Origin of the sequence: Nodosilinea sp. LEGE 07088, assembly GCF_015207395.1 — a bacterium.
Lineage (GTDB): Bacteria > Cyanobacteriota > Cyanobacteriia > Phormidesmidales > Phormidesmidaceae > Nodosilinea.
Genome location: NZ_JADEWX010000174.1, coordinates 1 through 12,113 on the forward strand (window position 1 = coordinate 1; position 12,113 = coordinate 12,113).

10 protein-coding genes are annotated in these 12,113 nt (G+C 52.2%); all 10 read left to right on the plus strand.

Features of this window, described 5'->3' with window-relative positions; translation table 11 throughout:
• Positions 1-14 precede the first annotated feature (14 nt).
• The 10 genes from IQ254_RS25515 to IQ254_RS25560 all read left to right on the plus strand — a co-directional run bounded on the left by IQ254_RS25515 (position 15) and on the right by IQ254_RS25560 (position 11,990).
• Entirely contained in the window at positions 15-269 is a 255-nt protein-coding gene (locus tag IQ254_RS25515; protein WP_193968978.1) for a UPF0175 family protein, read from the plus strand.
• Positions 259-744, plus strand: a complete 486-nt coding sequence (locus tag IQ254_RS25520) for a DUF3368 domain-containing protein (RefSeq protein WP_193968969.1) — start codon at positions 259-261, stop codon at positions 742-744. Before IQ254_RS25515 ends, IQ254_RS25520 begins: the two co-directional genes overlap by 11 nt.
• Before the next feature lie 300 nt (positions 745-1,044).
• A complete protein-coding gene (locus IQ254_RS25525; protein ID WP_193968970.1) occupies positions 1,045-1,344 on the plus strand; it encodes a DUF2281 domain-containing protein in 300 nt (99 codons plus the stop codon).
• Positions 1,331-1,690: a type II toxin-antitoxin system PemK/MazF family toxin gene (locus IQ254_RS25530; protein WP_193968971.1), complete on the plus strand. Its 360-nt coding sequence runs from the start codon at positions 1,331-1,333 to the stop codon at positions 1,688-1,690. Before IQ254_RS25525 ends, IQ254_RS25530 begins: the two co-directional genes overlap by 14 nt.
• Before the next feature lie 171 nt (positions 1,691-1,861).
• The gene (locus IQ254_RS25535) at positions 1,862-3,349 is read left to right on the plus strand and encodes a hypothetical protein (protein ID WP_193968972.1); all 1,488 of its coding nucleotides are present in this window, start codon (positions 1,862-1,864) and stop codon (positions 3,347-3,349) included.
• 291 nt (positions 3,350-3,640) lie between these two features.
• Entirely contained in the window at positions 3,641-4,552 is a 912-nt protein-coding gene (locus IQ254_RS25540) for a HipA-like protein (protein ID WP_193968973.1), read from the plus strand.
• On the plus strand, positions 4,549-5,313 hold the full coding sequence (locus IQ254_RS25545; RefSeq protein WP_193968974.1) for an HIRAN domain-containing protein: 765 nt from the start codon (positions 4,549-4,551) through the stop codon (positions 5,311-5,313). The genes IQ254_RS25540 and IQ254_RS25545 overlap by 4 nt, the downstream gene beginning before the upstream one ends.
• Positions 5,313-6,197 (plus strand): GNAT family N-acetyltransferase, encoded by an 885-nt coding sequence (locus IQ254_RS25550; RefSeq protein ID WP_193968975.1) that lies wholly within the window; start codon positions 5,313-5,315, stop codon positions 6,195-6,197. Before IQ254_RS25545 ends, IQ254_RS25550 begins: the two co-directional genes overlap by 1 nt.
• Before the next feature lie 138 nt (positions 6,198-6,335).
• Positions 6,336-11,402 carry a RecQ family ATP-dependent DNA helicase gene (locus IQ254_RS25555; protein ID WP_193968976.1) on the plus strand — a complete coding sequence of 1,689 codons (5,067 nt, stop codon included), beginning with the start codon at positions 6,336-6,338 and terminating at the stop codon, positions 11,400-11,402.
• A 6-nt stretch (positions 11,403-11,408) separates the two neighbouring features.
• Entirely contained in the window at positions 11,409-11,990 is a 582-nt protein-coding gene (locus tag IQ254_RS25560; RefSeq protein ID WP_193968977.1) for a ribonuclease III domain-containing protein, read from the plus strand.
• The last annotated feature ends 123 nt before the right edge of the window (positions 11,991-12,113 follow it).

Here is a 12,113-nt window from a genome sequence, read left to right on the forward strand (position 1 = left end):
ACCCAGCCCCCACCATGCAAACCATCCATATCGAACTCCCAGACACCATATTTTCTGCCCTCCGCAAAGCTCCCCAAGAATTCGTTCAAGAAATGCGGATTGCCGCCGCCGTTAAATGGTACGAACTCGGTGAAATCTCCCAAGAAAAAGCCGCCGAAATCGCTGGACTCCATCGCGCCGACTTCATCAATACCCTCACCCGCTATCGCGTCTCCGTCCTCCAATACACCGCCGCCGAGCTCACCGAGGAACTAGCCGATGCCGATTAACCAAGTCGTCATCAACGCCTCACCCCTGATCGTCCTATTCAAAAGCGGCCAGGCCGACTTGCTGCCCAAACTGTTTGAGCGCATCATCGTTCCCCAACCCGTCTATGACGAAATCACCGCCGTTAAGTCAGATATAGCCGCCACCCAACTGCCAACCGTAACCTGGTACAGCCAAACTGCGGTACAGATCGATCCGGCGATCGTCGCCTGGGATCTAGGCGCTGGAGAATCCGCCGTGCTCAGTTTTGCCTTGGCTAACCCCACCTATCGCGCTATGGTTGATGACACCGCCGCCAGACGCTGTGCCCGTGCATTGGGAATTGCCATCCTGGGGACAGGTGGTGCGATCGTGTTGGCAAAACGGCGCGGACTAATCCCATCTGTGGGCAATCGGCTACAGCAGTTGAAAGATGCAGGACTCTGGTTATCTGACGATGTCGTTAACCTACTCAAACAACAAGCTGGAGAAGCCTGATACCCGCCATGGCGATCCTGGTAAACAAAACTTCTGCATCAGCAAAGGCGATCGGTGAGAGGGGGGCGATCGCCGCCTCACCCTCAACCACCAGCGCCACGCCGTTCGCGCAGCGTGACGCAGTCTTAGAAGTTACCCAGGGGTTACACGATAAGAAGAAGGCAAAAGGCAAAAGGCAAACCCGCCTCAGTCGCGGATCCTACTGGCAAATACATCACCCAAGGCACCCTCTTTGGCGACGACCCCGCCACCCAAGGCGAACTGTTTTAAGCTAAACCTATCTCTGTCGAGATTCCCACCATGCTCAGCACCGCCCACCTCGAACAAGCCCTCCTTGACCACCTGCGCCAACTTCCCTCCGAAAAGCAGCAGGAAGTCCTCGACTTTGCCGAATTTCTGCGGCAAAAAATCTCGCCACCTCCGGCACCACCCACCCAGCCTTCCCTCCAGCAGCTAGCTAGCCTACCCTTATCCCAACGTCATCAGGCGTTGGCCCCCTTCATCGCTGATACCGCCGCAGACTTTAAAACCGATCCAGCTCTTACCGAGTTTTCAGTGCTAGATAGCGAAGACTGGGAGCTTCCCGATGACGAACCCTAGTCGTGGCGAAATCTGGCTAGTAGACCTCGACCCTACCCGTGGCCAAGAAATTCAGAAAACCCGCCCCGTCGTGGTCATCAGCACCAATCTCTTTACCCCAATTCCCCTCCGCATCGTCATCCCCATCACCACCTGGCAAGATAAATTTGACCGCCGCCCCTTCATGGTCAAATTACCCGCCACAGAAACCAATGGACTCGCTAGAGACTTCGCCGCCAACGTCTTACAAGTCCGCAGCCTGTCAACCCAGCGCTTTACCAAATGTCTGGGGCAAATCGAGCCCGAGGTAATGACCGAGATCCTTGCCGGGCTAGTGATCTGTGTTGATTACGAAGGGAATTCTTAATGGCCACCATCGGCGACAGCCCCGCCACCCAAGGCGAACTGTTTTAAGCTTCTTGTGGGATAGCCGTCCTGGCTGTCCACAATGTCACATCTAACTCCCATGTAATGAATTATATCAATATCACCAAAAGATGAATAAAGATATTCATCCATTACTCTTAGAAGATTTGTCATGAGTTCTTTTGAAGTTAGAAAGTGGGAAATTTGGTATACATTCTCAACTTACTTTGAGTCTCGTGTAGACGATCTGGAGTCAGTTGCAAGGACACTGGTCGAACTTGAGATATCTGATTGTGTCGTTTTGTCAAACGGACAAACCTTCTGTCGAGTAGACGAAGAGGTAGTATCAGGAGAAACGATTCTCAAAATATCAGGAGATCTTAAGCAAGCTTCAGCCAGGTTTGACACAAATTCCGAGCTTGAGCTAACTGGTTATGCAAGAGAGACTTGGCTGATTGGGGTTCAATTCCTATTTGCTGAGGCTCGTCAAATATCACCTGGAATGGAACTTCCAACACCACATCTTAGAGCATTCTTAAAACCCATAGTCTTGATTAAGGAAGAAGAAAAAATTTCTCGCGTTTACCCAGTTATCATCCTTTACAAAAGTGGAATTCTCATTATTGAGTTTCGATTAATCGGGCCAAACGAACCCGTACCACTTGATGACTTTATTTCTGAATATGTAAACATCCAGCAATGCGATTATAATTTTGCCTTTGTCCCACCCATGCTTAGCGCTCTAGCATCTGAAGCCTATTACACCTTTTCCTTTCCGCCAAGTAGTATCATAGAAAGATTGAAATTCTTAAGGGCAAAAGAAAAGCAAAAAAATGCCTTAAGAGAATTAACTCAAACAATTAGAATAGGAGATTTTGATTTTGACTTTGCACCACTCTCAAAGCCAGATGGCGAGGAGACAATTACCTCAATAGCACTCACTTTATTTTCCATTTTTGGACTGATCACTCAGAAGCCTGCGTCTTCTATAAATTTTTTGCTCAAAGGTCAGACAAGCTTGCCATCAATGGGCAATTACTGGTCTGGCAAACCTCATATTCACTTGATTGATTTTAGTGATCAGCAAGACAGTTCTTCAAGTAATGAAGAAATCCATAGGGAAGCCTTCGGTAAAATGCTGGCGCGTGTCTCGGGGACAACAGGTAGTTCTTCTGAATATGTGCCTCTAGATGCTCGAAAATTTGAGGATTATTCTGCCTACATCACATCCTCCGCAACCTTATGGGCTTGGTCTAAAAGTGGAATAGACAAGCAGAAACAATGGATGGACATTAATAACGGTCATTTAATCTATGAACATCAGACTCAGATTGAATTGTTGGAATATGGCTTTATGTTGCATAAAGCTTTAGTTGAGAAGTCGGGAAAACTAAAAGATCTATCCGGAATCTTAGCTACCAGAAGGGATTTGGTAGAATTGAAGTCGAAAATGCTTGAAACAACCCCTTTCGGAGAGGTTAGAGATCTTTTAATCAAGGGTTGGGAGAAGATGAATGTTGAAGCTATGCAAAGCCAGATCCTCGAAAATTTATCAATTCTAGAAAGCGAAATAAAGCTAATCGAATCTAAGATGATGCGTTCAGAGTGGCACTCACGGTATTCGGATTTATTGTATCTGCATCATTTACGAAGTCAGTAGCCGCCCCATTGTGGAAAGCATTTGACTGGGGGCTTCCGCAAGATTCCAGCTATTCAGATCTCTACCTTTTTGGTCTTTCGACTTTCTCTGTTATAGCTTTAGTGGTTTTTATTAGGTTTCTTATTTATCGACAAAACTGACTTGATTCAAAGTCTATTCCTCTATTCTAGAATTAGGTCGTAACATAAGCGACTCAACTTAAGATTGATTTATGTTTCCATATCGTCAATTCTCTGGCCAATTTATTAGTACCTTTTATCTTGGAAAGCTTATTTGTTTCTATTGCCAAGAATGAGCGATCGCTTCCCCATCATTGAAGTCCCTACCGATGCCGCCCGTGCAGAAGAAGCCATGGGGAGCAAGAGTAAATTCTGGTACAACGACACCAATCTTGGTGATTGCCTTTTCAAACGGTCTCGGCCCAATACCGGCGAAGACTGGTCAGAAAAACTTGCCGCCGAACTTTGCCGACTCCTGGGCCTGCCCCACGCTACCTACGAACTGGCTATCTGGAACGAGCAACTAGGCACCATTTCTCCCAACCTCCTGCCCGACAAGACAGCCCTCGTCCATGGCAACGAGATTCTGGCCGGTCTGGTATCCAGCTACCCCAAATATGAAGGCTACAACGTCTCCCAACACACCCTGTCGTTAGTCCTTAGGGCCGTTAGCCAATCCGGTATCCAACTGCCCCCAAACTGGGAGCCGCCGCCTGGCATTGATAACGCCGTTGCCACATTCATTGGCTATCTCCTGCTCGATGCTTGGATTGGCAATGGCGATCGGCACCACGAAAACTGGGGCTTTGTTGTGCCCTTGCCAGGAGGCATCCCCAAGCTAGCGCCCACCTACGACCATGCCGCCTGCCTAGGGCGAGAGCTGCTAGACGTAAGGCGGCAGCAGCGCCTCGCCCAAAACACCGTACAAGCCTATGCCGAGAAGTCTCGTTCTGCCTTTTTCCGGCAAGAGGGAGACAGTAAGCCCCTGTTAACGTTCGATGTATTTGCTGCCGTAGCCCGTGACTATGCCAGGTCGGCAGCCCTATGGTTAGACCAGTTGGCCAAAATATCTCCTGGGCAGATTGAAACACTGCTGCACCGGATCCCTCAGAGCCGAATCTCTCCAACTGCCCTAGAATTTGCGCACCAAATGCTCGACATTAATAGAAGCAGACTGCTGCGTTTGCGAGAGGAACTGACTTGAAAACCCTGTTTCTAGCTTGGCAAGATCCGAACTCCCGCACCTGGTTTCCCGTGGGGCAGCTCACCTATGAGGATGGGTTGTACCGCTTTAGCTATCTACAAGGAGCCTTAGACGCTAGAGAGCAAGCCGGGTTTGAGCCCATTTTGTCCTTTCCCAAATTCGACTACAGCTACGTCTCTAGCGACCTATTCCCGCTCTTTGCCAACCGGCTTCTCCGCCCCTCCCGCCCCGAGTACAAAGACTTTATCCAGTGGCTCAATATCCCCGAGCACCAAGACGACCCGATCGCCCTACTGGCTCGCAGCGGCGGCAAACGCAAAACCGACAACTTTGAAGTCTTCCCCTGCCCCGAGCGAGAGGCCGACGGCAACTACCACATCCATTTCTTCACCCACGGCCTGCGCCATTTCCCAGAGGCCGAACAGCAGCATGTCCAAACCCTGCCGCCCGACACGCCACTGTGGCTGACGCACGACCTGCAAAATCCCTTCGACTCCCGTGCTCTAGTGCTACGCACTGAAGATCGACATCAGGTTGGTTACTGCCCTCGCTACCTGGCGCAAGACCTGTTCAAACTCGTCTCTAGCTTCCCTGAGCAGGTAAAAGCCAAGGTTGAGCGGGTCAACCCACCGCCTACGCCACTCCAGTTTCGCCTGCTGTGTAGCCTCACTGCACCATGGTTAGAGGGTTTTGAGCCATTTTCCAGCCCAGATTATCAGACCATTAGCGAGGCTCCTGCAACCATTGGCTCATCTGCATAATGCCTCCGTCAGCCCAACCCCATATCCGCCCGGCTCAACCGAGCGACAAAATTCCAATCCTCGCCTTTTGCCAGCACACCTGGGATGACGAAACCGACTATATTCCCGATGTATGGGATGTCTGGTTCGCCGACCCCACAGGCCACATTCTGGTCGCCGATCGCGATGGCCAGCCCGTCGGCATGACCCGCATCGTGCAGCTCTCCGATACCGAAGGCTGGTGGGAAGCGCTGCGAGTCGATCGCGCCTTTCGCCGCCAGGGCATTGGCCGTCAACTCACTCAAGCTGCCTTATCCCTGGGCCAATCTCTGGGTCTCACCACCCTGCGTACCTGCGTCAGCGTTACCAACACCTCCATGCATCCCTTTATGCAGCGAGAGGGCTTTAGCCCCCTGGGTGATTACGCCGTCTACAGTGCCACCGCCAGCAAGGGTGCGCCTACGGCCCTGCGGTTGCTGGGGGAAGATGACTGCGATCGCGCCTGGGCCGCCATTAACCGCTTTGTCTCTGAGGAGCGCGATCTTCTCTTTGTTGTCCGTGGTGCAAAATGGCAAACCCTCACCCCAGCCAACCTCACTCAGTTTCTAGCCCAAGGCTGGGTCTGGGGAAGTTTCGAGGGCAATACCCTGGCTAGCCTGTTCATCCGTAGCCACATGGAAAGCCCCGACGGCACCCTCTGGATCGGCTGGCTAGGCGGCACCGCTTCAGGTGTGCAGGCAGCACTGAATGACATGGGCAATTTAGCTCACCAACTAGGGTTCAATGCCATTGGGGGTTTCCTACCCCAATCTGAAACCTTAACCACTGTTCTAAAAACTACTGGCTACGAATTTTCGGATACCAGCGTTTACAGACTGTATGAAAAACCTTTAAGCGATCCATGAGCTTGTTCTCCTCTTCAGATAGCCTCAGATCTTGAAGAAGACTCAAAATCAGGCTGTCATCAAGATTTCAGCCCCTGGGTACCATGAGGGCATTAGAAGCACCATTCAAGCTTCTCAGATTCTGAAGCGGGAATTGGTATGGGGTTAAGCGACATCCTAGATAGCTATATCTACTTAGATCTGGAGGTAGATCTAAAAGGCCAGATCTTCAGCTATGGTCTGCTGTCGTCTGCCGATACCTTTCAGGCCTCTCAAGAACAAGCGCAGGATATTCACAGCCAGCTCCTTCACGCAATCCAGACCCAGGGGACTCTCTGCGGCCACAACTTTCGCCGCTTTGACCAGGTTCACCTCACCCGCCAGTGGCCTGAGCTAGAGCCGTTACAAATTATCGATACCCTCGAACTTTCGCTGCTGGCCTTTGCCCTAGAGCCCTCCCACCGGCTGCAAAAAGACTACAAACTCAGCGACTACGCCAGCAACGACCCCCTCGAAGATGTCAGAGCCACCCGCCTGCTGCTCGAAGCATGCCTAAACCGCCTGGACCAACATCCAGCCATCCTACGACAGCTCTACACCTGGCTACTCACCCACGGGCAAACCACCGCAGATGCTGCCTACCGCAGCTTGTTTGAGCCCCTAGGCTGGCTTCCTGAAGCGCCCCCAGCCCTTAGCGATCTTCCCCCTGCCGTTCTCACAAACCTCTCTTCAGACGCCCTTGACTACATCTGGGGCATTCTGCTGCGCGAGGCCGACTTTGACCGTCGTTTTATCATCGCCGCCCTGCTGGTCTGGAACTTTGAGCGCAATCAGCACCAGTCCAAGCAAGCCCCCTCCGCCTGGCTCAACCATCTGCCCCAGTTTCAAGACACCCTCGATCAGCTGTTCCCGGTTACGCCAGCAGGGTTTACCTACCAGCCGTTCCTAGAAGCCTTTGACATCCCTGGATTTCGAGGAGTTCAAGAAGAAGCCGTTCAGGCCATTATCGCCCGACAAAACCCGCTAATTTTAATGCCCACTGGGGGCGGCAAATCGCTTTGCTACCAGTTGCCTGCCCTGATGTATTACCGCTGCCAATGGGGGCTGACGGTATGTATCTCTCCCCTTCAAGCCTTGATGGAAGACCAGGTGGTAGACCTGGAAGCTCAAGGGCTCGACTTCGCTACCTTCATCAACGGCAACCTACCGGCAGCGATGCGGGCCGAACGACTAGACGCCCTGCGCAATGGCCAAAAAGGTCTGCTCTACATCAGTCCAGAACAGCTCCGCTCTATCAGCATTCGCAACCTGTTGCGAGAGCGCCCACCCGCACTTTGGGTCATTGATGAGGCCCACTGCGTCAGCCAGTGGGGGCAAGACTTCCGTCCTGACTACCGCTACATACCCAAGTTTATTCACGATCTCTACACCGCCCTGGGCCGCCCCCTACCCGCTCTGGCGCTGCTAACCGCCACCGCCACCGCCCAGGTACGCGACGATATCTGCCAGCTTTTTCAGCAGCAGTCTCTTCCGGTTCGCTGCAAAATTGCTGCGGGCATTCAGCGCGATAACCTCAACTACCAGGTGCTCCCAGTCAACGGCAATAAAGACCCGCTGATTGTGGAAGCCGTGCAGCGGGCGCTTGATCAGGGGGGCTGCGCCCTGGTCTACACCGCTCTGCGCCGCGATGCCGAGCGGCTGGCCACCATGCTTCAGCGGCACGATATTCAGGCCCACCACTACCATGGCAAAGTGCCCAAAGCGAAAAAGAGCGAGCTGCTCAATGCCTTTAAGAATGGAGACCTCAATGTGGTGACAGCTACCTGTGCCTTTGGCATGGGCATTAACCGCAAAGATGTGCGAGTTGTCGTTCACAACACTCCTAGCGGCAGCCTGGAGGGCTACATCCAGGAAGCGGGCCGAGCTGGGCGTGATGGTGCCCCCGCCGACTGCATGCTGCTGTTTGACCCGCAAGATTTAGAGATGCTCTTCTTTTTGAAGAGTTTGAATCATCTCTCCCGGACAGACTTAAGGAATATCTTTACGGCATTACGGGGAGTGCGCGATCGCATCCGTTCCCGCTCTGGCCCCATTACCGAAGACTGGTTCTGGGTTACCACCAACGAGATCTACCAAACCAGCGATCTGGACGACCGCTTTGCCACCGACGACGATCAGCGAGAAACCAAGATGCGGGTGGCCCTGCACCACCTAGAAGACTTTGGACTAATCGAGCGAGCTGAAAATCTCTCTACGGTGGTGCAGTTTCATCTGAAGCAAACTACCCCGGCTCAGTCTTGGGATATGTTTCTCACCTACAGCCGCCAAAAAAGCCTCAAGCAGGGTGAAATCAAGTCCTTTGAGCGGCTTATCTACGGTATGCATTTGGTACAACAGCAGCACCAGCAAGAAGGCGAACGAGTGTCGTTAGAGCGGCTCAGCGACGAATCGGGCATTCCGGTGCTGGAGTTACCCGATCGCATTCGAGAACTGCAACGGGCTGAGGTGTGTACTTCTCAGCTGCCGCTAACGCTGTTGGTGACTAAAGCCGTAAAAGGCGATGCCAAACTCACCTATGGGCGTTACTGCACCCTAGAAGACCAGCTTCTGAGCTACTTGGCCGACAATGTGGGCGACAAACCCAGCCACGTGGTCAATCCCCGCAAACTGGCCACCTTTCTAGATGCCGATGGCAGCCAAAAGCTCAGAGATACCAAGCTGACTACTCTGCTAGAAGGATGGCAAGCCCTGGGCTGGGTCAGCCTTAAACGCCTGAGCGGTGGCCTGATGCAGATCAGCGCTCCCAATGCAGACTCTGGCCCCCTATCCCAGGTGATCGACTGGCTGCCTCGCCATCAACAGTTCTGCACCAAGCTGCTAGATGCCCTGTACGCCGAAATCGACAACACCCTAGAGACCAAGACCGGGGCTCGCTTGGTGGTGCAGTGTGATTTTGAGGCGCTGTTGGAGACGGTATGCGAGCGCCCTATCCCGACAGAAATAGAGGCCCAGCAGCTCCGGCGCACGCTGATCTGGCTCCATGAGCGAGAAATTGTGCGGTTAACGGATGGGCTTACCCTATTCCACCAGGCCTTAAAAGTGAGGGTCTTCAAAGGGGCCAACCTCAAAACCATCTACAGCCGTTACCCAACCCTAGAAGAGCACTACAAAGAACAGGCCCGCAAGACCCACCTGATGGCAAAGTATGGCGAGCTGGCAGAGGATGACCAAGCGCGCCAGCAGCTCGTAGACGACTATTTCACCCTCACCCGCGAAGGCTTCACGGCGGCCTACCCTGGCCTGAGTCAGCGCCCGGTTACTCAGGCTGACTACGACGCTATTATGGGGCCACTTAATGCCTCTCAGAAGGCCATTGTAGAAGCAGAATCTGCTGCGATTTCGGTCATTGCTGGCCCTGGCTCAGGGAAGACACGCACCATTGTTCACCGCATTGCCTACCTGATTAAGGTCAAACGAGTAGCTCCCGATCGCATTGTGGTGTTGGCCTACAACCGCAATGCCGTGCGAGAACTCCGCCTGCGATTGCAGGATCTAATCGGCAACTTAGCCTCTCGGCTGCGGGTTTACACCTTCCACGGCCTAGCCCTCGCTCTGCTGGGTCGCACCCTCGAAGAACACAAACGCCAAGACGCCGAAAAACGATTCGACAACCTGCTGAAGGACGCCTGCGACCTGCTGGAGAGCCAAGAAGACGACGATGATAACATCCAGCTCCGCCGTATCCGACTCTTGGGCAACACCGAGCACATTTTTGTGGATGAGTACCAGGACGTGACCGAGCAGGAGTATCGCCTGATTCGGCTAATTTCTGGGCTAGACGACACAGCTAGTCAGGACCAGCCAGTGCAAATCAACCTCTGTGTGATTGGCGACGACGACCAAAACATTTATGGCTTTCGCGGAGCAGATGCTAAATTCATCCGCCAGTTTAAGACTGAATACCAGGCTAAACAGTTTTTGCTGACGGAGAACTATCGCTCAACAGAATCCATCATTGCCGTAGGCAATCGGGTGATTCAAAACAACCGCTATCGCTGTAAGCAAACGCCAGAAGAGCAGGTCTGTATCGATAGCGCCAGAATTGGGCAAGCGGGAGAGCCGGTGAAAGCTCGGCTATTTGCCACGCTAACAGCCCAAGCAATTTGGGTCACCAAGCAGGTGCGCCAGTGGCTAGACCAGGGCACACTACCCAACGAAATTGTCATCTTGGCTAAGGAATGGGATCAGCTTAACGAAATCAGAGCCCTGCTGGAGCGGTTAGCGGGCATTCCTACCTATGCCCTAAAGGGGCGAGACGTTAAGCTGATTCGCCATTCGGTGACCCATCAGCTTTTGAAGCAGCTGCAAGCGAATCCAACCCTAACCCTGACTGAGACTGAGTCAGTACGCCAACGGTTTCAGACTTTCTTTGAGCGCAAGGGGCGCAGCTTAACAGAGCCAACCGTTAAAACCCTATTAAAAATAGCCGATGACCTTGATAAAGAGCGAGGGTTCGGCTCCGCAGATCTGGCAACACCCATAACCACCGAGGAAATTGCCACATCCATCTATGAATTCAGCGAAAGCCCCAATAATTCCCTCACCGATGAAGATGCTATTTTAGTCACCAGTTGCCATGGGGCGAAGGGGCTGGAATTCTCAAAGGTGATCTTACTAACGGATAAATTCTCTGAGGCTGAGCATCAGATTGAGGATGAAAGACGGCTGTTTTATGTCGCCATAACCCGCGCTAGGGAAGAGCTGATCTTGTGTAGCACTAGATCTGTTCAGTTTTTGAAAGAAACCTTAATTGAGCCAAAAATTGAGCGCATGGATTCGGTTGTCCTGCCTGACCGAATTCATTATTTTGACTTTTTTCCTAGCAGGCCTAGGGGCATTGGAGACATCAATTTAGGGTATTCAGAAACTCGAAAACGGCAGAACATTATCGAAAAGATGCGGGAAGGTGATGTACTAAATCTAAGGTGTAATCGCTATCACAATGGCTGGTCTATTCTGACTAAAGACCTAATTGAAATTGGCTCGTTGTCTAAAAATTGCAATAAACTTCTCATGGATAAAGGGCTTGATCCAAATCAGTTCCATTTTGATTCTGGAGAAGTGCAAGTCCGATTTATATACCGTTTTGTCAAAACCGCCGAAGACTCTGACGAGATTTTGGAAGATCACTATGTTGTTATTCCGCAAATACGTATTTATCGGTAATTGGCTATGAGCTATCTGTCTATCAACCTTGAAGCGGCTAAGCGTGCGATCGCCTTTCCCGGTTTCCACAGCGATGACATGCTTGAAATCGCCCTCACCGACCCCTGCACCCTCAATGAGATGGCTCTCCCCAGGGCAGAACAAGACCGCATCAAACGTAAATACCGCACCCTGGCCTTCATGGGCGATGCTCTAATCGACACCATCCTGGCCGACTACCTGTATAGCACTGGCCGAGAATTTGAGCGAAAGGAGTTAGATGACTACCGTCAGGCGATCGCCGATCGCCCCTCTCTCACTGACTTTGCCATCGAGCTGGGCCTACCTGACTTCAGCTCCTCCTGGAATCGCAAGAACCGTAAACCGCCCGAGGAAGAATTTGGTACCTGGGGGGAGATGTTCGAAGCCGTGGTGGGCGTGCTGTTTTTGGACGCCGACCGGGATTTTGACAAAGTGGCGCAGTGGTTGTGCGATCGCTTTCTCCGCGATGCTATCGCAGCTCATGAGAATGAGGAAGACTACGAATTCGACGATGACGAAGACCCAACGTTAGTAACCTCAGAGGACTACGCCGAGATGGTGGGCTGACTGCCTGACACAAGTAGGCAAAAGGCTTGAAACCTCGTTAGGCGAGGGGGAAAGGGTGAGCTGACATGAGACGCTGAAATTGCATCATCTCAGGGTCTTTACCATGTCAGCCACCACCTGCCT